20 protein-coding genes, 1 pseudogene and 1 other annotated feature are annotated in these 22,625 nt (G+C 42.2%); of the genes and pseudogenes, 17 read left to right on the top strand and 4 right to left on the bottom strand.

Going from position 1 to position 22,625, the window contains the following annotated elements:
* Nucleotides 1-65: 65 nt before the first annotated feature.
* The 5 genes and pseudogenes from FC36_RS06345 to FC36_RS06325 form a co-directional block, all read left to right on the top strand.
* Nucleotides 66-683 (top strand): annotated as a pseudogene (locus tag FC36_RS06345) (metallophosphoesterase family protein); the annotation flags it as partial.
* A gap of 63 nt (nucleotides 684-746) precedes the next feature.
* The gene (gene acpS / locus FC36_RS06340) at nucleotides 747-1,124 is read left to right on the top strand and encodes a holo-ACP synthase (RefSeq protein WP_035190893.1); all 378 of its coding nucleotides are present in this window, start codon (nucleotides 747-749) and stop codon (nucleotides 1,122-1,124) included.
* The gene (alr, locus tag FC36_RS06335) at nucleotides 1,114-2,235 is read left to right on the top strand and encodes an alanine racemase (protein ID WP_056986781.1); all 1,122 of its coding nucleotides are present in this window, start codon (nucleotides 1,114-1,116) and stop codon (nucleotides 2,233-2,235) included. Before acpS ends, alr begins: the two co-directional genes overlap by 11 nt.
* A 60-nt stretch (nucleotides 2,236-2,295) precedes the next feature.
* Nucleotides 2,296-2,562 carry a hypothetical protein gene (locus FC36_RS06330; protein WP_025021067.1) on the top strand — a complete coding sequence of 89 codons (267 nt, stop codon included), beginning with the start codon at nucleotides 2,296-2,298 and terminating at the stop codon, nucleotides 2,560-2,562.
* Between the two features lie 24 nt (nucleotides 2,563-2,586).
* Nucleotides 2,587-3,048 (top strand): type II toxin-antitoxin system PemK/MazF family toxin, encoded by a 462-nt coding sequence (locus FC36_RS06325; RefSeq protein ID WP_023859837.1) that lies wholly within the window; start codon nucleotides 2,587-2,589, stop codon nucleotides 3,046-3,048.
* Between the two features lie 23 nt (nucleotides 3,049-3,071).
* On the opposite strand, the gene brnQ is transcribed toward FC36_RS06325, so the two are convergent.
* The 4 genes from brnQ to FC36_RS06305 all read right to left on the bottom strand — a co-directional run bounded on the left by brnQ (nucleotide 3,072) and on the right by FC36_RS06305 (nucleotide 7,377).
* Nucleotides 3,072-4,457, bottom strand: a complete 1,386-nt coding sequence (gene brnQ / locus FC36_RS06320) for a branched-chain amino acid transport system II carrier protein (RefSeq protein ID WP_025021066.1) — start codon at nucleotides 4,455-4,457, stop codon at nucleotides 3,072-3,074.
* Between the two features lie 91 nt (nucleotides 4,458-4,548).
* Nucleotides 4,549-4,800 (bottom strand) — a binding site (T-box leader).
* Between the two features lie 132 nt (nucleotides 4,801-4,932).
* Nucleotides 4,933-5,568, bottom strand: a complete 636-nt coding sequence (cbpA, locus tag FC36_RS06315) for a cyclic di-AMP binding protein CbpA (RefSeq protein ID WP_023859835.1) — start codon at nucleotides 5,566-5,568, stop codon at nucleotides 4,933-4,935.
* Nucleotides 5,569-5,650: 82 nt separating this feature from the next.
* Nucleotides 5,651-6,331 (bottom strand): DUF554 domain-containing protein, encoded by a 681-nt coding sequence (locus FC36_RS06310; protein ID WP_025021065.1) that lies wholly within the window; start codon nucleotides 6,329-6,331, stop codon nucleotides 5,651-5,653.
* A 77-nt stretch (nucleotides 6,332-6,408) separates the two neighbouring features.
* Complete coding sequence (locus FC36_RS06305; protein WP_025021064.1) at nucleotides 6,409-7,377, bottom strand: L-lactate dehydrogenase; 969 nt, start codon at nucleotides 7,375-7,377, stop codon at nucleotides 6,409-6,411.
* Nucleotides 7,378-7,614: 237 nt separating this feature from the next.
* On the opposite strand from FC36_RS06305, the gene pth reads away from it, so the two are divergent.
* The 12 genes from pth to lysS all read left to right on the top strand — a co-directional run bounded on the left by pth (nucleotide 7,615) and on the right by lysS (nucleotide 22,362).
* The gene (pth, locus tag FC36_RS06300) at nucleotides 7,615-8,172 is read left to right on the top strand and encodes an aminoacyl-tRNA hydrolase (protein WP_023859832.1); all 558 of its coding nucleotides are present in this window, start codon (nucleotides 7,615-7,617) and stop codon (nucleotides 8,170-8,172) included.
* Nucleotides 8,173-8,182: 10 nt separating this feature from the next.
* The gene (gene mfd / locus FC36_RS06295; protein ID WP_025021063.1) at nucleotides 8,183-11,719 is read left to right on the top strand and encodes a transcription-repair coupling factor; all 3,537 of its coding nucleotides are present in this window, start codon (nucleotides 8,183-8,185) and stop codon (nucleotides 11,717-11,719) included.
* Nucleotides 11,700-13,286 (top strand): putative polysaccharide biosynthesis protein, encoded by a 1,587-nt coding sequence (locus tag FC36_RS06290; protein ID WP_025021062.1) that lies wholly within the window; start codon nucleotides 11,700-11,702, stop codon nucleotides 13,284-13,286. Before mfd ends, FC36_RS06290 begins: the two co-directional genes overlap by 20 nt.
* A 17-nt stretch (nucleotides 13,287-13,303) precedes the next feature.
* Nucleotides 13,304-13,573, top strand: a complete 270-nt coding sequence (locus tag FC36_RS06285; protein WP_023859829.1) for an RNA-binding S4 domain-containing protein — start codon at nucleotides 13,304-13,306, stop codon at nucleotides 13,571-13,573.
* A 113-nt stretch (nucleotides 13,574-13,686) separates the two neighbouring features.
* Nucleotides 13,687-14,088, top strand: coding sequence for an FtsB family cell division protein (locus FC36_RS06280; protein ID WP_025021061.1), 402 nt, complete (start codon nucleotides 13,687-13,689; stop codon nucleotides 14,086-14,088).
* Nucleotides 14,089-14,174: 86 nt separating this feature from the next.
* Nucleotides 14,175-14,666: a S1 domain-containing RNA-binding protein gene (locus tag FC36_RS06275; RefSeq protein WP_023859827.1), complete on the top strand. Its 492-nt coding sequence runs from the start codon at nucleotides 14,175-14,177 to the stop codon at nucleotides 14,664-14,666.
* A gap of 49 nt (nucleotides 14,667-14,715) precedes the next feature.
* Nucleotides 14,716-16,044 carry a tRNA lysidine(34) synthetase TilS gene (gene tilS / locus FC36_RS06270; protein ID WP_056986780.1) on the top strand — a complete coding sequence of 443 codons (1,329 nt, stop codon included), beginning with the start codon at nucleotides 14,716-14,718 and terminating at the stop codon, nucleotides 16,042-16,044.
* A gap of 27 nt (nucleotides 16,045-16,071) precedes the next feature.
* A complete protein-coding gene (hpt, locus tag FC36_RS06265; protein WP_023859825.1) occupies nucleotides 16,072-16,614 on the top strand; it encodes a hypoxanthine phosphoribosyltransferase in 543 nt (180 codons plus the stop codon).
* Nucleotides 16,615-16,703: 89 nt separating this feature from the next.
* Nucleotides 16,704-18,764, top strand: coding sequence for an ATP-dependent zinc metalloprotease FtsH (gene ftsH, locus FC36_RS06260; RefSeq protein ID WP_025021060.1), 2,061 nt, complete (start codon nucleotides 16,704-16,706; stop codon nucleotides 18,762-18,764).
* 59 nt (nucleotides 18,765-18,823) lie between these two features.
* Entirely contained in the window at nucleotides 18,824-19,711 is an 888-nt protein-coding gene (hslO, locus tag FC36_RS06255; protein ID WP_025021059.1) for an Hsp33 family molecular chaperone HslO, read from the top strand.
* 101 nt (nucleotides 19,712-19,812) lie between these two features.
* Nucleotides 19,813-20,808 carry a tRNA dihydrouridine synthase DusB gene (gene dusB / locus FC36_RS06250; RefSeq protein WP_023859822.1) on the top strand — a complete coding sequence of 332 codons (996 nt, stop codon included), beginning with the start codon at nucleotides 19,813-19,815 and terminating at the stop codon, nucleotides 20,806-20,808.
* A gap of 63 nt (nucleotides 20,809-20,871) precedes the next feature.
* Nucleotides 20,872-22,362 carry a lysine--tRNA ligase gene (lysS, locus tag FC36_RS06245; RefSeq protein WP_023859821.1) on the top strand — a complete coding sequence of 497 codons (1,491 nt, stop codon included), beginning with the start codon at nucleotides 20,872-20,874 and terminating at the stop codon, nucleotides 22,360-22,362.
* The last annotated feature ends 263 nt before the right edge of the window (nucleotides 22,363-22,625 follow it).

The raw sequence follows: 22,625 nt of genomic DNA, 5'->3' as shown, positions 1-22,625 counted from the left end.
GACACGCAAGTGTCGTGAGTTACAAGCCCCCGAACTTGTTCGGGGGTAGTTGACTAGGTAATCATGACATGCTGAAAAACATAAGTTATCCACATGTGGATAACTTCCAAGACCCACTTTATCTTCATGGCAAGACGGAAGACTTACCGCAAGGTGAGGTGTGCTTAGTTGGAAATAATGGTTGGTACGATTATAGTTTTAGTCGAAATTACAGTCAGCAAGAAATCAGACGCTGGAAAAATGTCTTTTGGGTTGATGGGGCCATTGACCAAAACATCTCGGATATTCAGAGAGAGAATCGAACTTTGACTGTCGTAAAAAAACAGCTCATTCAGGCTCAAGCTGACCACAAGAAAGTCTTTTTTGTGACCCATTTTGCTCCTCAGGAAGCTAATCTTTGGCGGAGACCGACTCAGGCTGAAGTTTCGGACAAAATGACGCGTCATTACGAAATGATGCGGGCCATGTATGGCAGTCAGCGCCTGGGTAACTTATTGCAGGAATATACGAATGTCAAATGGGTCGGCTATGGTCACCTGCATGGTCAACACGCTGACTTAACTTTGGGACCGACTAGTTATTATCATGCGGCTGTTGGCGTCAAAAAGAAAAGGCGTAATGAATGGCAAGCGCCGACCTTTATGGCTCAATGGCAAAAGCAATTACAAGTTTTCGATATTTAGGCGAAAGTAATGCAAAAAAAGCGACTTTTTGCTAGAATAATAACTATACAAGGAGGCGCAACCATGATTGTGGGATTAGGAATAGATATCACCGAAATTGAGCGCATTGAAGTCGCACAGGCTAAACGGGCTAGTTTTGCGAAGAAGGTTTTGACACCGCAAGAATATGAAATCTTCTTAGGCCAAAGTCCCAAGCGTCAAGGCCAGTATTTAGCGGGGAGGTTTTCCGTTAAGGAAGCTTACGCCAAAGCACTGGGTACCGGTATCGGTAGTCAAGTTTCTTTTCAAGATTTGGAAATTGAAAATGATGATTTGGGGCGCCCCTTTTTTACCAAGCATCCCCGAGCAAGTCAATATCAAGCTTGGGTTTCTATTAGTCACACCGATAGTTTGGTGATGACAGAAGTGATTTTAGAAAGAAGGCAAGTTCATGGTAAGTAACCATCGCCCAACGAAAGTCATCGTTGATTTGGAGGCAATTCAAGCCAATCTCCATGCCCAAAAAGCCCAGCTGGCCGAACACCAAGAAATCTTTGCAGTGGTTAAGGCTAATGCCTATGGTCATGGAGCTGTGCCTGTCGCCTATGCAGCCAAAGAAGCTGGTGCGACGGGCTTTTGCGTGGCAACCATTGATGAGGGGGTTGAATTGCGGCAAGCGGGTTTAACGGAAGAAACTATCTTGGTTTTAGGGGTAATTCCAAGCTATGAAGCCGTTTATGCAGCTCAATACGATTTATCTGTTGCTACAGGCCAAATTGAGTTTCTCCATGAAGCGCAAGAACTTTTGGCCAGGGAAGCCCAAAAGCTCAAGGTGCATTTAGCCTTGGATACTGGGATGGGGCGTATTGGGGTTAGTCAAGCTGACGAGCTTCAAGCTTTAGTGACGTTTTTGGAACACTCCCCAGAACAATTTGACTTTGAAGGAGTTTTTACTCATTTTGCCCAGGCTGATGCCACTGATACTAGCTATTACCAAAAGCAAGTGTCCAAGTTCAATGAGCTCGTCACACAAATTAATCCCCAGCCTAAATATGTGCACAGTGCTAATTCGGCAACCGCCCAATGGCATAGGGATAACCCCAGCAATGTGGTAAGGATGGGTATCTCGCTTTACGGCTTGAATCCTTCTGGTCATGAATTACAGCCGACCACAGCCTTGAAGCCGGCTTTAAGTTTGGTGAGCGAATTAGCCTTTGTCAAAAAAGTTCCCCGAGGAACTGCGCTTGGCTATGGTTCAACCTATGTGAGTCCTAGTGAAGAATGGATTGGAACAATTCCAATAGGATATGCCGATGGTTGGCTCCGGCGGATGCAAGGTTTTGAAATTTTAATTGCGGGGCAGAAATGTCCTATTGTCGGACGCGTTTGTATGGATCAGTTAATGGTAAGATTACCTGGAAAGTTGGCGGTGGGAAGTCCGGTTACTTTGATTGGAAGAGATGGTGACTTGGAAATTACGGCGCAAGATGTGGCGGATTACGCCCAAACAATTAGTTATGAAGTGTTATGTAATTTAACTGACCGTTTACCTCGGGTTTATCGCGGAAATTAGGTCAAAATGTGTGAAAAATCTGGATTGGAAACGCAGATTTTTATTAGTGAGGTTTGGAATATGGAAAGAGTAGCAACGAAGAATAATCATCAGGCATTATTGGAGCACGCCCATTTTGGTCTTTATTGTGAATTTTACGGCTTATCTCAAAGTGAAGCCGTATCACGAGAAGACACCTTAGCATATATGGAAGAAAAATGGGAAGTCCTCGAACAATTGATTGGTGGTTATCTTGAGATGGGAAAATTAAACCAAGAATACTGTGAAAAATATCAAGGCTGCGAATGTGGTGTTTTTGATGAAAATATGTTTCAGTTAGAAGGTTAAATATTTCCCGAAAAGAGGGAATCAATGTCAAAAGAAGAAACATTAGAAATTAAGCGGGGGGATATCTTTTATGCAGATCTCTCACCAGTAGTCGGTTCTGAACAAGGTGGAACGCGACCAGTATTAATTGTGCAAAATAATATTGGAAATCGGTTTAGCCCCACGGTGATTGTGGCGGCAATTACCTCTAAAATCACTAAAGCTAAATTACCAACTCACATTGCTATCCCAGCAAGTAAAAAGGGGTTAGAAAAGGATTCAGTAATTTTAGCCGAACAATTACGTACGATTGATAAGCAGAGGTTGCAGAGTAAAGTTACTAATATTGAAGATAAAATTATGGATAAGGTAGACTATGCCTTAGAAGTTAGTCTAGGGACGCTACCGATACATAACACCAGTGTACGACGCAAGAAGCAAAAGGTGCAGCAAGGCCACCAAAAATTTAAAAATAAGAACAACCAAAAGGCTCAACCTCCAGTTTAGAGGCTGAGCCTTTTTAGCTTAGATTATTCGTTTTCTTTGGTTAAACTAACTGCTCTTAAACTTTTAGTGAAATGTAAGATTAGTCCTAAAACCAGGCCAACTAAGGCAGGAACTAACCAGGATAGGCTGTAGCTAGCCAATGGGAGGTAAGTGTTTTGAAAACCAACAACTGCTTTCCCAAAGGCGCTTTGGCTGATTACGGCTGGCAAGGAAGCTACCATGTCAAAGAAGGCTGGTACGACGGTAAAAAGTACCGTGAAGAAGTAAACTACACTATCGCGTTTAAAGAGCTTAGAAGTTACGGACAAAACGATTAGGACCATAGCCAAAGGGTAAAGGAACATCAAGACTGGTAAGGACCAAGTGATGATAGTGTCTAAACCGAAGTTGGCAGCTCCAAAGGACATAAGACAAGATAAAGCCAACCAAGCATGGTAGGAAACTTTAGGGAAGTGCTTATGGAAATCTTGAGCAAAGGCGGCTACTAAACCAACCGCGGTCGTTAAACTTGTTACGGTGATTAAAGCGGCTAAGAAAGCTTGACCGAAAGTGCCACCATATTCAGTTACGACTTGGGATAAAGCTACTCCACCATTTTCTGAGACTTTGAAGGCTCCTAAGGACTGAACCCCAAGTAGAGTCAATAAGAAGTAAACCAAAGCCACCGCTGACATACTTAAAACTCCAGCCTTGGCGGTAACTAAAGCTACCGCACCATCACGTTTAACACCCATAGCGCGGATAGCAGAAACAACAGTAACCCCAAAGGCTAAGCCAGCTAAGGCATCCATGGTGTTGTAACCTTCTAGAAAACCACTCACAAACGAAGTGTTTCCAGCATAAGCTGCCGTAGCTTTGGCACCAGCCGCAGCTCCCAAAGGATTTAAGAATGCTACAAAGAAAACTAAGGTTAATAAGAGCAAAAACAAGGGATTTAATAATTTACCAATATTTTTCAAAATGTGGCTTTCTTTGTAGGAAAGAAGGAAGGCTACTAAGAAGAAAAGTGCGGAAAAGCCAAAGAGAGTAACCGTTTGGAATTTTTCCGGTACAAAGGGTGCTAGCCCTGTGGAAAAGGAAACAGTCGCTGTTCTAGGAGTTCCAAAGAAAGGACCGATAGTAGCGTGAATTAGGACCATGAAGACCAAGGCGAAACTCTTGCCTAGGGGTTTACCGATGTCAAAGACTCCTTCGGCCCGGGTCATGGCGATGGCCAAAACCGAGCCTAAAGGTAAGAGTACCCCAGTAACGAGGAAACCTAAAACGGCAGGAAGCCAATTGTGTCCCGCTAACTGACCTAAGTGAACAGGAAAAATTAAGTTACCGACTCCAAAGAAGAGCCCAAATAAAAGTGAAGAAACGACGAGATAATCACGCCAAGTTAATTTTTTATCCATCATAAAAACCATCCTTAATGTAGTAGTAAATAATTTTCCCGGGAAAAGCGCGCAAACATTAAGAAAAATGAAAAAGACGTCCTTAAATCTAACCATTGCTAGATTCAAGGACGCCTTAAAGCGTGGTACCACCTTGGGTTTAAAGCCTTGTCGCCAAGGCTTCCTTTCACGTGCGGCCCTATTAAACAAAGGGCGATACGCTAACGCTGTAATGGGCGTACCCAAAGGACCTTACTAGGGTTCTGGTCCAACGCTCGAAAGCGATATTCATAATTAACAGGGAATTGTCTCCTTGCACCGGACGAGACTCGCTGGAATTTTATTAATTATTACTAGTCTTTCTCATAACGTTCTTTAATGTTTTAATCTATGTTTCATAATTTACACCTAATTAGTAGAAAGGTCAAGAGAAAATATAAAATTTAGGAAAGATTTTTTGAAATATGAAAAAAACCGCCCCATCACAAGGATGTAGCGGTTAAAAAATTTAGGCTTGCAAGTCTTCAACCTCTGGCACACGGAAACCTTTTCGTTCTAAGTTAGCGATGATACGCTCTAATTTTTCGTGAGTCACATCAGCTGGTAAGGTGAAGAGCACCCGGCGCACTAATTCACCGGCTTGCACATCTAAAGTGATACAAGAAGCAATGGAAGTGTACTTCGTGATAATCTTCGACATATCAACCAAGTCACCACGTTCCCCAGCAGAAACGACGGTTAAGACGTAAGAACCGACGTTGAAGTTCCAAGATTGGGATAACATTTCTAAGAGGCGGTTGTGAGTTAAAATCCCGTAGAAGTGATTGTTCTTATCCAAAACGGCGATGTAGGGTAAATCACGAATGGAGAAGAAGACATTGAAAAAGGGGGTATCTACATCGATGAACTTAGTGGCATTCTTTAAAAGGTGAGTGACAGGTAAGTTCATATCGCCACCTTGTGATTTGTGGCGGTAGATGTGCATCTTGTAAATATTACCGCGGAAAATCTTTTGCGTGGTATCTAAGATGGGCACACAACGGTAACCAGAAGTTTCCAAGACTTCTAAGGCTTGAGCTAAAGTAACGTCTTCCGTTACAGTTGTAAGAGTATTTTTGGGTTTAACTAAACTTTTTAAAAGCATGGTAAATTCCTTTCCTAATGAGTTTTTTCTAATATTCCTAATCATTATAACATGTTTTGCCAAAAAAATATGGAAATTTCCCTTAGAAAAGCATTTTCCCTAGGAAAAAGATAAGGGGGAAAAGGAGGCTTGGTAATAAGTCCAAAGTCTTAATATCGCGTAACTTCAACAGAGAAATCCCACTCGCCAAAATTAAGAAACCACCTACAATTGAAAGTTCGCAGATGAAGTCACTAGTAAAGAAGGTGGCGGAAAGGAACTTGCTGATCAGGTAGATAGAAGTCTGCCAAGTAAAGAGTACGGGGGCAGCTAGAAGCATTCCCCAACCAAAGCTAGCTCCAAAAACCATTGACGTTACCAAATCCAAAGTCGCATTGGTCAAAAGCATAGTGTAGTCACCTTTGGTAGCAGCCATAATAGGACCAATGATAGATAAGCTTCCGACACAATGCAGCAGACAAGCCGTTGATAGACCCTTACCGAGGTTTGATTGACTTTTACGATTAATTAAATTATTAAAGTGACTGTCGATTTGTAGAATAGCTCCAAGTAAGGAACCGGCGGCTAAGCTGACAATAAATAAGACGGGATAGTGACTCTTGGGCATATTTTGGATGACAGTATTGAGCCCAATACCACTAGCAGCTAAACCCATAGCTAAGAAAAGGGCGTCTTGGTAACGTTCTTTGATACCTTGTTTTAAGATACTGCCCAAACTTGTCCCGACAAGAATGGCGATAGTATTGGCGATGGCTCCGAACATAAAATTCCTCCCTAAAAAAGTGTAAAAGAAAGACGGAAGATTACTCTTCCGTCTTCTTGTCAACTTAAACTAAAAGCTTATTTGCTTTCTTCTAAGGCCTTCAAACCGTTGTCTAAAGTTTCCTTCAAAGTCTTAGCAGATGCAGCCATAGCAGCAGCTTCTGCTTCGTTCAATGGAACTTCGATAACTTTAGCTAAACCTTTACCTGTCACAACAGCTGGTGTACCGATGTAAACATCTTGTAAACCATTGTATTGACCTTCCATCAAAGCAGAAACAGGTAATACGGCGTGTTCGTCACGTAAGATTGCACGTGAAATACGTGCTAAAGCAGTACCGATACCGTAGAAAGTAGCACCCTTCTTGTTGATGATTGTGTATGCCTTGTGGCGAGTGTCATCTTCGATTTGTGCTAATTCTTCGTCAGTAACGCCTTCGTTCTTAGCCCAGTCAGCGATTGGTAAACCACCGATTGAAGCAGCAGAGTAAGCAGCGAATTCTGAATCACCGTGTTCACCCATGATGTAGGCGTTAACTGATTCAGGCGCAACGTTGAACTTGTGAGCTAAAGCTACTTGTAAACGTGATGAGTCCAAGGAAGTACCTGAACCGATAACACGTTCCTTAGGGAAGCCAGAGAACTTCATAGTAGCGTAAGTTAAGATATCAACTGGGTTAGCAGCAACTAAGAAGATACCATCGAAACCAGATTCAACCACTGGCTTAACGATAGTTGATAAGATCTTCAAGTTCTTGTTAACTAAGTCAAGACGAGTTTCACCAGGCTTTTGTGGTGCACCGGCTGTAATAACAACCAAGTCAGCATCTGCACAGTCAGAGTATTCTGCTGAGTAGATGTTCTTGTTGAATGTTAAGGCAGTAGCGTCTTCAAGGTCCAATGCGTCCCCAACAGTACGATCCTTAGCAACATCAACAATCCCGAATTCTTCTGCGACACCTTGTAAGGCCATAGCGTAAGCGTAGCTAGAACCAACGGCACCGTCACCGACTAAAATAACCTTTTGGTGGTTTTTTGCGTTTGACACAGTAACTTCATCCTTTCGATATTTAGAAAATTAATTGTTACGACTGTATTATAACATGATTTTTAGGGGGGAGGTAGTCGTTTTTGAAAAGTTTTCTTTTTGATATAAGGTGCTTAACTTATTTGCAGGGGCTTTTTATGTTATACTGGAAAATGAAATTGGAAGTAGGGACGCTGGAATAGGTAATCATTCCGGTCCTTTTTTGACGTTATAAAAGAATTTAGTGAGGAAAATAAAATGAAATTAATTGTAGGTCTAGGTAATATCGGTTCTAAATATGAAAATACCCGGCATAACGTGGGTTTCATGGTGGTGGAACAATTAGCTAAAGAAAATAACATTATCTTTGACAAGAGCAAGTTTGATTCTATTTACGGACAAGGGATGATTAATGGTGAAAAAGTCCTGTTAGTTAAGCCCACAACCTATATGAATGAATCCGGTCGGGCAGTGGGACCTATGGCAGATTACTTTGGTATTGAAAATGAAGATATTGCGGTAATTCACGATGATATGGATTTAGAACTCGGACGTTTACGTTTGCGCCAAAAGGGGTCAGCTGGAGGTCACAATGGGATTAAGAGCTTGATTGCGCACTTAAAAGGCCAGAATTTTAAACGTTTTAAGCTTGGAATTGGTCACCCTGACAAAATGTCCGTCGTTAACTGGGTTTTATCCCGTTTTACACCTGCTGAAAGTGCAGATTTACAGGCAGGGATTGATAAGACTTGTCAAGCTCTAGAAGCATGGTTAGAAAATGATGATTTCACCAAAGCCATGAACGATTTTAACTAAGGGGTAAATCATGGAAATAACAGAACTTTTACTAGCTCAAAATCAAGAATTAGCTTCTTGGATGGCCAAACCATCGGCTTTTCTTAAAAGGCAGTTAGTTACAGGACTTTTGGGCTCGGCAAAAACGGTCTTTTTAGCGACTATGTTACGACGAACCAAACGTACGTTACTTGTGGTTGAACCGGACTTGTTTCATGCCCAAAAATTAGTCGATGATTTAGAGAATTTGTTGGCGGATGAAGAACTTTTTATTTTCCCCGTTGAGGAGATGTTATCGGCACGTTTAGCACCATCGTCACCTGATTTTCGAGCCGCACGGATTGCAGCTTTAACAGCTCTCGAAGATAATAAGCCCATCATTTTGGTAACAACCCCAGCTGGTTTGGGCCAAGTCTTACCAAATAAGGCCCAATGGCAAGAATTTAATTTGAATCTGGCACTTGGCCAAAGCTATGACCAAAGTAACCTTATTGAACGCCTTTTAACGATGGGATATGTGCGCCAAAAATTAGTAGAAAGACCAGGAGATTTTGCAGTTCGCGGGTCAATTATCGATATCTATCCTTTAGACCAAGAGCCTTTGCGACTCGATTTCTTTGATGATGAATTAGATGCCATCAATATCATTGATAGTCAAAGTCAAAGAAGTATTGAAGGGGTCGAAGCTGTGAAGATTCTACCGGCAAACGATCTTTTGATTGACCGCCAGCAATTTGCCCAAGCTAGTGAACGGCTTCAGGCCTTAGCTCAAAGTCAAGCTGCTACGGCTGGTAAGGATGAAGAAATTTGGCAGCTTGAATATCAACAACGATTAGCCCGTTTTAAAGAGGGGATTTTTGAAGAAAGTGACCGCCTTTATGCAGCTTATTTTTATGAGGAACCGGCTTATCTTTTAGACTATTTAGATCAAAGAGCTTTCCCAGTTTTCGATGATTATAGTCAGTTAGCAGATAATTATCTTGAACTTCAGACAGATGTGGCACAGTGGTCCTTATTGGAAAGTAACCGGAAATTTTTAATGCCGGAAGGAATTTTCCCTGAATTTAATGACCTTTTGAAAAAAGATGCTCACAAGCAAATTTTCTTATCTGTTTTCGCTAAAGGGATGGGAAACTTACGTCTGGGGAAAATCTTAGCCCTTAAGAGTCGGGCTGTGCAACAATTTTTCGGGCAAATGCCTTTATTGCAGACGGAAGTTGAGCGTTGGAAAAAGCAGGGCCAAACGGTGATTTTCTTGATTAGTAGTCAAGAAAAGGTGGCAAAATTTTCCCAAACATTAGATGATTTCAAAATTTCGGCTCTGGTCACCCAAGCCGACCGAATTCAAGCCGGTCAGGTCCAAATTGTTCAAGCTAACTTGGAAAGTGGGTTTGAATATGGTAACAACGACTTAGTAATTTTGACAGAAAAAGAAATTTATGCCAAAGCTGTTAAGAAAAAACGGCCTTTAAAAATACGCCAAACTATGTCAAATACGCAACGTCTACGCAGTTACAATGATCTCAAGCCAGGTGACTACGTGGTTCATGTTAACCATGGGATTGGACGTTATATCGGTCTGAAAACCATGGAAGTCGGAGGACATCATCAAGATTATTTAACCTTACACTATGCAGATGATGCCGAATTATTCGTGCCTGTAACCCAACTAGATCGTGTGCAAAAGTATGTGGCTTCCGAAGGCCATGAGCCTAAAATTTACAAATTGGGAAGTGGTGATTGGGCGAAGACTAAGCGTAAAGTAACTAGTAAGATTGAAGATATTGCTGATGATTTGGTTGATTTATATGCCAAGCGGGAGGCCCAAAAAGGTTTTGCCTTTTCTAAAGATGATAGTCTTCAAGTAGACTTTGATGAGGCTTTTCCTTATCCTGAAACACCTGACCAATTGCGTAGTATCCAAGAAATTAAGGCTGACATGGAAAAAGAAAAACCGATGGATCGCCTCTTGATTGGAGATGTTGGTTTTGGAAAGACCGAGGTGGCCTTACGGGCCGCTTTCAAGGCCGTTCACGACGGTAAGCAAGTAGCGTTTTTAGCACCTACTACGGTCTTAGCCCAACAACACTACGAAACGATGATGACGCGTTTTGATGGTTTTGATGTGCAAATTGGAATTTTGTCACGTTTTGCGACGCCTAAACAAGTTCGCCAAACGCTTGAAGAGCTAAAAAATGGACAATTGGATATTATTGTGGGGACCCACCGCCTTTTATCAAAGGACGTAGTATTCGCAGACTTAGGTTTATTGATTATCGACGAGGAACAACGCTTTGGGGTACGTCACAAGGAACGTCTCAAGGAATTAAAGACCAGTGTGGATGTCTTGACCTTAACGGCAACGCCGATTCCACGGACGTTAAACCTTTCCATGTTAGGGGTGCGGGACTTATCGGTGATTGAAACACCACCACAAAACCGCTATCCGATTCAAACCTATATCATCGAGCAAAACTATCCTCTAATTGTTTCTGCAATTCAAAGAGAATTGGCGCGGGGAGGGCAAGTATTTTACCTGCACAACCGCGTAGGCGATATTGCTAGTGTGGCCAGTCAATTGGAAAGTTTAGTTCCTCAAGCTCGCGTGGCCTACATTCACGGTCGTATGCCGGAAAATCAAATGGAACAAATTCTGATGGACTTCATTGCCGGTGATTATGATGTTTTGGTGACGACGACAATCATTGAAACAGGGGTAGATATCCCTAACGCCAATACCTTATTGGTTGAAGATGCTGACCGTATGGGTCTAGCGCAACTTTACCAGTTAAGAGGACGAGTAGGTCGCTCCAACCGGGTAGCTTATGCTTATTTCATGTATCAAGCCGACAAGGTTTTAAACGAAATTAGCGAAAAACGTCTGGAAGCCATCAAGGATTTCACGGAATTAGGATCAGGTTTCAAGATTGCCATGCGTGATCTTTCTATTCGGGGGGCCGGTAATATCTTAGGGCGCCAACAACACGGCTTCATTGATTCCGTGGGTTATGATATGTACACTCAATTGCTGAACGAAGCTGTGGCTAAGAAACGCGGCTTAATCAAAGAAAAACGGGCCGATGCTGAAATCATTTTAGGCCTGGAAGCATACTTACCAGCTGATTATATTGATGATCAAAGGCAAAAAATTGAAATCTATAAGCGGATTAAACAAATGGAAACCCAAGAACAATTTGAAGAAATTCGCGATGACTTGGTGGATCGCTTTGGCGAATATCCTGAAGCCGTAAGTAATCTATTGGAAATTGGCAAGATGAAGATGAAGGCCGATCAAGCTTTGGTAGCCAAAATTAAGCAAGTTAAGGGTAAGGTAGAAATTATCTTGACAGACCAAGCGATGGAATGTTTCCAAGCGCCAGATGTGATGAAGGCCTTAGCTCAGGTCAAAATGGCCGCTAATATTGGTTTGAATAAGCACGACCGGTTTGTGGTGTCCTTGACGGTGCAACCTAAGATGACGGTTGCAGATGTCATGGCGGAAATTGACCAATTTTTGGTTGGATTACTAGAGATTTTAGGTGAGCAGCGTGAAGCAAAAAAACAGTAAAAAGTTAGTGCTTAAAGGGGCGTTGATTTTATCAGTGGCATCTTTAATTGCCAAGGTTTTAAGTGCTTTTTACCGGATTCCCTTTGAAAATCTTGTGGGTAATACGGGTTTTTACGTTTACCAGCAAATTTATCCAATCTATGGAATTGGAATGACCTTTGCTTTGAGTGGTTTTCCGGTATTTATTTCTAAACTGATTGCCGAACAACCTAGTGAGGAAGAAAAGCTGGCCTTATCCCGGCAGATGTTTGCCATTTTAATGATCTTTAGTCTGGTGATTTTTTTAGGTTTACGTTTTTTCAAACACCTAATCGCCCAGGCAATGGGGGATCCAGCTTTGGAAATTTTAATCGCTAATGTGGCTTGGATGTTTTTATTGATGCCTTTTTTAGCGGTCGGACGTGGTTATTACCAAGGAAAATTCAACATGGTACCTACCGCCATTTCACAAGTTAGTGAACAATTAGTACGGGTGCTAGTAATTTTACTGGCGGCCTTGCTCTTTGTTCAGCGACAGTGGTCTGTTTACCAAATGGGGGCCTACGCCATGTTGGGGGCGACTATTGGGGGATTGGTGGCCGGTTTGAGTTTTGGAAGGTTTTATCTGCGCGACTTTTTCAAGTACCCTGGCGCCAAAATTAAGCTTAATGCCCAAACGCTGGTGAAGCGCCTGGCTAGTGAAGGGGTAATTATCTGCCTGTTTGCCTCCTTGATGGTACTCTTGCAACTGGTAGATTCCTTTACAGTTAAGCAAGCTTTGCAGGCTGGGGGGATGTTTGATGAAATGGCTAAAGAGGTTAAAGGGACCTATGACCGAGCCCAACCCTTAGTCCAGTTAGGCCTAGTGGTGGCGGTTAGTTTTTCATCAACTTTATTACCGGCTCTAACTAAATCCTTACAAGCCAAAAGAATGATCGAATTTCGCTGGACAGCCAAGGCCTTACTGCGGATTAGTTTGGGAATTGGAACTGCCGCAACGGTGGGATTGATGTTGTTGATGCCACAGATTAATACTTTATTATTCGGTGATGCTAATCAATCTAAGACGATTGCAGTTTACGTTTTTAGTGTGGTTTTAGTGACGGTAATTTCGGCTTATAATTCCATTTTACAAAGCTTAAACCAATACCGTAGTACCGTAGTGGCCTTAATTGTTGCTATTTTTGTCAAATGGCTTTTAAATAGCTATCTAATTCTTCGTTTAGGTATTATGGGGGCTAGTGTGGCGACCATCCTAGGTTTAGCTGCTGGGTTAGTAGTTATCATGTTGGCACTGCCCGTGGAAGTAACCGGGTTGCTCACCGAAAATAACTATTTAATCAAGTTAGTTTTGACAACGTTGACGATGATTATTACTACGGGTTGTTGGATTTGGTGCCTGAATTATTTTTTTAATTTAACACGGCTGGCCGTGCTTATTGAATTACTCCTAGCGGTACCGGTCGGGGTCGTAAGTTTTGTATTAGCAGCGGTAGCCTTTAAATTATTTACCCTGCGGGAATGGCTCGTTATTCCCGGGGGCAGGAAGTTTATCCGCTTGTTGAGTAAAATTAATTTGAGTTTGTAAAGAAAGTAGGAAAGAAGATGCGTTTAGATAAGTATTTAAAAATTTCGCGGGTGATTAAACGTCGCACCGTAGCTAAAGAAATTTCGGACCAGGGTCGTATTACCATTAATGGTAAGGTTGCCAAGTCCTCTACGGATGTTAAGGTCGGTGACGAGCTCGTGATTAACTTTGGAAACAAGACTTTAACCCTTAAGGTCTTGGAACTAAAGGAAACTACTAAGAAGGCAGACGCTCAAGGAATGTATGTAGTGCTTAAAGAAGAATACAAAGAAGATTTTCGCCTTTAAGAAATGCTTAAAAGTCGGCTTTGGAGACAAAGTTCGGCTTTTTTTGTGAACTATTTTTTGTTATAATGAGGTGGATTTTAGCTCACGCGCAACTTAACTTGAGGGATAGGAAAATGAAAAATATGGGAAATAAAGCGCAGATCAAGGTGATTGAAAATCAACATTACATTGATAAGGCCAACAAAAGAAATTTCGAAAAATATCACTTACAAAGGCAAATGAAATTAGAAAGAGACCGCATTGTTCACCGTTGGTTTTGGATGTTGTCCTTAGCCTTCTTGGGGTTGGTCATCATTTTTTGTAGCTTTCAAGTCGTCAACTACAAGCACCGCTTATACCAGGTTCAGCAACAAGAAGCAGTGGCCCGCAAGGAATTAGCCAAGGAAGAAAGTAAACAAGCTAAATTGAAACAGCAAGTTACCCAACTGAAAGATATGAATTATGTTGAAAAAATCATTCGTGATAAGTATAACTACACTAAAAAAGGTGAAACTAATTATAATTTGCCTAATTAAATCAAAAAACTTTAAATTTCTCGGCCGGTCTTTTAGCGAACGTGTTATACTAACATTAGACGAAAATTAGGAGGATATTTCTTTTTATGGCAATTGAAGTAGGAGCCAAGCTAACAGGTAAAATCTCAGGTATTACAAATTTCGGAGCCTTTGTTGATTTAGGTGACAAAAAGACGGGACTAGTACATATCAGTGAGGTCTCTAATGGTTTTGTAAAGGAAATTGGGGACATTTTGAGTATTGGCGATGAAGTAACAGTTAAGGTATTATCGATTGGTGATGATGGCAAGATTGCCTTGTCTATTCGCCAAGCCCTAGAAGGCTCACAAACAGACAAAAAGCCTGGCAAACGTCCTCATTTCCGGGATAAAAAACCGACGGAGGGGGACAATTTTAAACGGGAAAATAACCGTCAACCACGGGGCCGTTCCTTTAGCCCTAAGCGCCATAATGATAACAAAAATAAAGATTTTGACTCCTTATTGGCCGGCTTCTTAAAGGAAAGTGAAGACCGCTTGACTTCCTTAAAGCGGAATACAGAAGGTAAGCGCGGAGGCCGTGGCGGTCGCCGTAGCTAAAGTAAAAGCCGAGAAGACTCGGCTTTTTTGCTTACTTAAGGAGAAATTCATGGAAAAACAATTTCAAAAAAATTGGCCATCCAAGCTAGCCCGGGTCCCCATCTTAGTTGCTGTTTCAACGGGGTGTGACTCTATGGTTTTGTTGGATTTATTATTGCAACTTCCCGCGCAGTTACGCCCAAAAATTCAAGTCGTCTATATTGACCACCAATTACGCGCCCAAAGTCAGGTGGAAGGGGACTTTTTACGAAAATATTGCCAAGTCCACCAACTCCCTTTATTTGAAAAAGCCTGGCCGGTGGCTGCGCACCCCCAAACGGGGTTAGAAGCAGCGGCACGTAAGTTTCGCTATGATTTTTTTGCCGAAGTCATGATGCAAACCAAGACACGGTATCTTTTGACAGCTCATCATGGTGATGATCAGGTCGAAACGATTTTGATGAAGCTTTTAAGAGGCGGAAAGTTAGCTCAGCTGTTAGGAATGGCAACTTGGCGGAACTTCAGAAAGCAAGGACAAATCTATCGCCCCTTGCTTGCCTTTAGCAAGGCAGAATTATATGCCTATGCTCATCGAAAGGGATTGACTTATTTTGAAGATGAAACCAACGCCCAAGATGACTATCTGCGTAATCGGCTCCGCCATCAGGTGGTCCCCGCCCTCAAGGCTGAGAATCCTCGACTCTTAGGTCAGGTTGCTTCTTATCGCGAACAACTCTCCCAAACGCTTACAACTGTGGCCTATTTTGGCCAACGTTATTTAAAAGATATTCAAACTGAGTCAGGTTATGATCTCAACTGCTGGCAAAACTTACCCCGACCAGTACAAGCTCAGCTTTGGGATTTACTTTTAGTCCAGGTTAAGTATAATCAAAACGCTAAGCAAACGCGTCAAGTCTTAGAACTCCTTAATAATCCCTATCGTCCCAATGGCGAAGTCCAGTTAAGTCCTAAGCTTTACTTGTTTAAACGATCACCTAATTTTTGGATTGGTGAAAAGAGTGTTACCGCAAGTTTTACTCCGCAACCATTAAAATTAAATCAGTGGCAAACTTTGCCTGATGGACGCCATATTGGTTTAGTACGGGCGGAGGATGCAAGTATCGAGGCAGCCAGTGATTATTTAGAGTTAACCGCATTGCCTAGGGGAGGTTTATATGTACGTACCCGTCAGGCGGGGGATAAACTGGTAACCAGGGCCGGCCATCAAAAAGTCAAGAAGATTTTGATTGACCAAAAATTAAGCCCTGAAGCGCGAGCAAAACAGCTTTTGGTAACCGATAGAGCCCAAAATGTTTATTGGATTTTAGATTTGAAAAAATCTGATTTGTCAAGGGGCCAGACTAATGCTAAAATTCAATACATAGTAGTCTTATTTTAGCTGAAACATAGAAAAGAGGAAATTACGATGAACAACGATATCAAGGAAATCTTGTACAGTAAAGAAGATATTGCTGCGGTCACTAAGAAATTAGGGACACAAATCACTAAGGATTATGCGGACAAAAAGCCACTTGTGATTTGTATCTTAACGGGTGCCGTCTTATTTATGACGGACTTAGTGCGTGAAATCGATACTTACTGTGAAATTGATTTCATGGATATCTCTAGTTATGGTGATGCTACGGAATCATCCGGTCAAGTGAAAATTATCAAGGACTTAGATAAATCCGTTGAAGGTCGTCATGTCTTAATTGTCGAAGATATCATTGATACCGGTCGGACTTTGGAAAAAGTTATGGAATTATTGAGTCACCGTGATGCTGCTTCAGTCAAGGTCTGCACCTTGTTAGACAAGCCTGCTCGCCGCGAAAAAGTGGTCACACCTGATTATGCTGGTTTTGAAGTTCCTAACGAGTTTGTAGTGGGTTATGGTTTGGACTACACTGGTTTTTACCGTAACTTGCCATACGTGGGAATTTTGAAGCCGGAAGTTTACGCAGAAAATTAAAAAAACTAAGACTAATGGTTAGTCAAAAAAGGTCAATTATGCTATGATTAAAGGCATAACGATAACATAAATGAGGAGGAATCCCATCAATGAATAATAAACAAAATGGGTTTGCCAGAAATAGCCTGTTTTACATTGTGATCTTCCTTGGGATTATGGGGGTTCTCTACTATCTTTTTGGTAGTCGAACAAATACAACCACTCAAGAAATTCAATCGAGCCAATTTATTACTCAATTGAAAAAAGATAATGTCAAAAGTTTCACAATTCAGCCTTCCGGTAGTACCTACAAGATTACGGGGACTTACCGTAAAGCGCAAGAAACTAAGGTACCAACAGGGATTGCTGGTTTATCTTCAGCTAGCACAAAGGCCACAGAATTCTCGACCAATGTGTTAACTAACGATAATATCATCACTACGATTGATAAGTATGCCACTAAAAATAAGGTGAAAAACAATACCAAAGAAGAAGAATCGTCTTCGATTTGGATGCAATTGTTAGTTTCCTTATTACCATTGGTCATCGTCATCTTCTTCTTTTACTTAATGATGGGCCAAGCAGGTCAAGGTGGTGGCAATGGTCGGGTGATGAACTTTGGTAAATCCAAAGCTAAACCAATTGATAAGAAAAATAATCGGGTCCGTTTCTCTGATGTAGCCGGAGCGGAAGAAGAAAAGCAAGAATTAGTCGAAGTGGTTGAATTCTTACGTGATCCACGGAAATTCTTGGCTTTAGGGGCCCGGATTCCTGCGGGGGTCTTACTCGAAGGACCTCCCGGAACTGGTAAAACTTTGTTAGCCAAAGCTGTGGCTGGTGAAGCCGGCGTGCCATTCTTCTCCATTTCTGGTTCTGACTTTGTCGAAATGTTCGTCGGGGTTGGGGCTAGTCGGGTGCGTGATTTATTTGAAAACGCCAAGAAGAATGCCCCATCAATCATCTTTATTGATGAAATTGATGCCGTTGGTCGTCGCCGTGGTAACGGTATGGGGGGCGGTCACGATGAACGTGAGCAAACCTTGAACCAATTGCTGGTTGAAATGGATGGGTTTGAAGGTGATGAAGGGGTCATTGTGATGGCCGCTACTAACCGAGCCGACGTCTTAGACCCTGCCTTATTACGTCCAGGTCGTTTTGACCGTAAGATTTTAGTTGGTCGTCCTGACGTGAAGGGGCGGGAAGCTATCTTGAAAGTCCATGCCAAGAACAAGCCATTAGGCAAGGATGTCGACTTGAAGATGATTGCCAAACAAACACCTGGTTTCGTTGGGGCTGACTTGGAAAACTTGTTAAACGAAGCAGCCTTGCTAGCTGCCCGGCGTGACAAGAAAGCCATCGATGCTTCTGATGTGGATGAAGCCGAAGACCGGGTAATTGCTGGTCCGGCTAAGCGCGATCGCGTGATTTCCAAACAGGAACGTGAAACGGTGGCTTACCACGAAGCGGGTCACACCATTGTTGGTTTGGTCTTAAACGACGCTCGTGTGGTCCACAAGGTAACAATTGTACCTCGGGGACGGGCCGGCGGTTATGCCATCATGCTACCTAAAGAAGACCAAATGTTACTTTCCAAGAAGAACATGCAAGATCAAATTGCTGGTTTAATGGGTGGTCGGGCTGCCGAAGAGATTATCTTCAACTCCCAATCATCTGGGGCTTCCAATGACTTCCAACAAGCTACACAATTAGCACGTGCCATGGTTACAGAATACGGGATGAGTGAAAAGCTTGGTCCGGTTCAATACGAAGGCGATGCAAGTATTATGGCTGGCCAAATGGGAAGCCAAGCGGCTTACTCTGGTCAAACTGCGAATGTGATTGACGATGAAGTTAAACGTCTGGCTACGGAAGGAATGGCCTTAGCGAAGAAGATTATCGAAGAACATCGCGCAGAACACAAGGTTATTGCGGAAGCCTTGTTAGAATACGAAACCTTGGACGAAAAACAAATCCTCAGCTTGTTTAAGACAGGTAAGATGCCTGCTCAAGCTGATGATGAGTTCCCATCTGAAAAGGCCGCAACTTTTGAAGAAGCCAAGGAAGCTTGGGAACGGAAAGAAGCTGCCAAGCAAGAAGATAAGGCGGATGAAGAACATCAAACCGAAGTCTTCTATCCATCTGAAAAAGACGAAAAGCACGAAGATGAATAAAATCTAGGCAAGCGAGATCACTTTCGGTCTCGCTTGTTTTACTGAAAGGGATACTGAAAATGACAGATTATTTAGTAAGAAGTTTAGCTGCGGGTAAAGAATTACGAGCTTATGCGATTGATGCCACTGAAATTGTTAGAGAAATGCAAAAACGTCAAGATACCTGGAGTGCTGCATCGGCTGCCTTAGGGCGGGCAACGGTAGGAAGTTTACTGTTAGCTGCTACTACCTTAAAAGGTGATGGGCGCTTAACTGTTAAGATAGATGGGGGCGGACCTGTCGGCGGGGTTGTCGTGGATGCTGATGCTCATGGGCATGTCAAAGGTTATGTGCAACACCCTCACGTTCACTTGCCATTAAATGAAAATGGGAAGATTGATGTGCGCGGGGCGGTTGGGACCGATGGATTCTTAGCCGTCACCAAGGACCTGGGTCTTAAAGAAGCCTTCACAGGTCAAGTGCCTTTGGTTTCTGGGGAGTTAGGTGAAGATTTTACCTATTACTTAGCCAAGTCGGAACAGATTCCTTCTGCAGTGGGCTTGTCCGTTTTCGTAAATGCCGATAATACCATTGAAGTTGCTGGAGGTTTTATGATTCAAGTCTTACCAGGAGCAAGTGAAGAAACGATTGCTAGTTTAGAAACTAAGTTAAAGGATATGCCTTTAGTTTCTCAAATGATGCGCGAAGGCATGAAGCCTGAAGATATCTTGAACTGGCTTTTTGGTGAAGATGACGTTGATATCTTGGCACGAGACACTGTTAAGTTTGAATGTGACTGTTCTAAGGATCGTTTTGCGCAAGCTTTGGCAAGTATTGCACCGGCAGATCTTGAAAAGATGATTACTGAAGACCATGGTGCGCAGGCGGTTTGCCATTTCTGTGGTAATAAGTATGAATTTAGTGAAGATGAATTGCGTGAAATTTCCGTACAAGCCCAAGCTAAGTAATTTTACAAGTGACTTTAAGTTGTGGTAAGATGCAAAATTGAGTGCTTGGTAAAACCAGGCAAAGCCAGACAACTAAAATTAATTTTATATGAGGTGAAAAAATGGAGTGGAAAATCGGTGATATCACCATTCCCAATCAAGTTGTAGTTGCACCAATGGCGGGAGTAACCAATGTTGCTTTCCGTACGATTACTAAACAATTTGGTGCAGGTTTAGTGGTTTGTGAAATGATTTCTGATAAAGGAATTCAATTTCGAAATAAAAAGACCCTCAGCATGTTAACCTTCGATCCCAACGAACACCCTGTAAGTGTACAAATTTTCGGAGGAAGCAAGGATACTTTGGTGGAAGCAGCTAAATTCGTGGCCGAAAACACTACGGTTGACATCGTTGACATTAATATGGGTTGCCCGGTGCCAAAGGTTACCAAGACTGATGCCGGAGCAAAATGGCTTTTGGACCCCGATAAAGTTTATGAAATGGTCAAGGCCGTATCTTCTGAAGTAGAAAAACCCATTACCGTTAAAATGCGGACAGGATGGGATGAAGATCACATTTTGGCTGTAGAAAATGCCTTAGCGGCCCAAGAAGCTGGGGCTAATGCCTTAGCCATGCATGGCCGGACGCGCAAACAATTATATACGGGTCACGCTGATTGGAATATTTTGCATGATGTGGCGCAAAAATTAACTATCCCATTTATGGGAAATGGTGACGTGCGCACACCGCAAGATGCTAAGCGGATGTTAGATGAAGTTGGCGCCGACGCCGTGATGATTGGCCGGGCAGCTTTGGGTAATCCTTGGATTATCAAGCAAACTAGTCACTATCTTGAAACCGGGGAACTTCTAGCTGAACCCGATGCGACTGAAAAAATTAAGGTGGCCAAGGAACACTTACACCGCTTAGTTTTGGCTAAAGGTGAAAATATTGGTCCGCGTGAGTTTCGTTCACAAGCGGCATACTACTTGAAAGGAATTCCACGTTCGGCTAAGACGAAGGCGGCTTTAAACGAAGCTGATACCGAAGCTAAGATGGTCGAAATTTTTGATAATTTCTTAGCCGAAACCTTAGCTCGTCCCCAAAGAAGACGCTAGAAGATAGCTTGTAGCTATGTTATAATTAACCATTGAAATAAAAGAAAGTGAGGAATAGGCAGCATGGCAAATCAACAACCCATGAATGACCAATTAAAAGTAAGACGCCAAAAAATGGAAGAACTGCGTGAAGCTGGGATTGATCCTTTCGGTCACCGCTTTGAACGCGATCACACCAACCAAGAATTACATGAAAAGTTTGGTAATCAAGGAAAAGAAGAATTAAACGACAAGCACATTGAAGTTACTATCGCAGGTCGGATGGTAGCTAAACGTGGTAAAGGTAAGGTTGGTTTTGCTGACTTACAAGATCGGACTGGGCGGATGCAATTATACATTCGGAAAGATGAAGTCGGCGAAGATATGTACTACATTTTTAAACGCTCTGACTTAGGTGATCACTTGGGGATTACTGGGGAAATTATCAAGACGGATATGGGAGAATTAACGGTTAAGGTTTCCAAACTAACTTTCTTATCCAAGGCCTTACGTCCATTGCCTGATAAATTCCATGGTTTACAAAATGTTGAACAAATTTACCGTCAACGTTACTTGGACTTGATTTCTAACAAGGAAAGTTACGACCGTTTTGTCAACCGTAGTAAGATTATCTCTGCTGTTCGTTCTTACTTAGATGGCAATGGTTTCTTAGAAGTAGAAACCCCAGTTTTACACAACCAAGCCGGTGGGGCCTCAGCTCGTCCGTTTATTACCCACCACAATGCTTTGGATATTCAATTGTACTTACGTATTGCTTTGGAATTACATTTGAAGCGTTTGATTGTGGGTGGCATGGAAAGAGTTTACGAAATTGGTCGTGTCTTCCGTAATGAAGGAATTGATACCAAGCACAATCCAGAATTCACGATGTTGGAATCCTATGCTGCTTATTTCGATTTCCAAGATGTGATGGATGAAACTGAAGGAATCTTTAAGGCTGCGGCAGCTGTGGTAACTGATGATAGCAAGATTACTTACCAAGGTACGGAAGTGGACTTCTCTAAGGAATTCAAGCGTGTGCACATGGTTGATGCAATTAAAGAAGCTACGGGAGTAGATTTCTGGCAGGAAATGACTGTGGAAGAAGCTAAGAAATTAGCCGATGAACACAAGGTTCACTACGAAAGCTACTGGCAAGTAGGTCACATTATCAATGAATTCTTCGAACAATTCTGTGAAGACAAGATTGTTGATCCGACATTTGTTTACGGTCACCCGGTTGAAATTTCACCATTAGCGAAGAAAAATGCGGATGACCCACGTTTTACAGATCGATTTGAATTATTTATTTTAGGTAACGAATATGCTAATGCCTTTACGGAATTAAATGATCCAATCGATCAACGCCAACGTTTTGAAGCTCAAGTGGCGGAACGTCAAGCGGGTAACGATGAAGCCGAAGGTATTGACGAAGACTATATCGAAGCTATGGAATATGGGATGCCTCCTACAGGTGGTTTAGGAATTGGGATTGACCGTTTAGTGATGTTATTAACTGACGCTCCATCAATCCGCGATGTACTCTTATTCCCAACTTTACGTCCAGACGCTTAATTAAACTAAAAGCCGTAGCTTTCAAGCTGCGGTTTTTTTGCGTATTACAAAGGTAAGTAAGATATAAGAAATTTGGGAAAATTAAAGTTAATAAAAAAAGCAAAAAAGTGTTGACGAAAGTAAAGACGCCTGGTAATATATTATTTGTTGCTGATTGAGAGCGACAAAAAATTAAATTAAAAACTTGTTGACATAAAATGTTAAATAAGTTATGATATAGAAGTTGTCGCAAGACAGCGAGTAGATCTTTGAAAACTAAACAA

The organism is Ligilactobacillus equi DSM 15833 = JCM 10991, assembly GCF_001435735.1.
Classification (GTDB): domain Bacteria; phylum Bacillota; class Bacilli; order Lactobacillales; family Lactobacillaceae; genus Ligilactobacillus; species Ligilactobacillus equi.
This window is presented reverse-complemented; position numbering and strand designations above follow the sequence as displayed.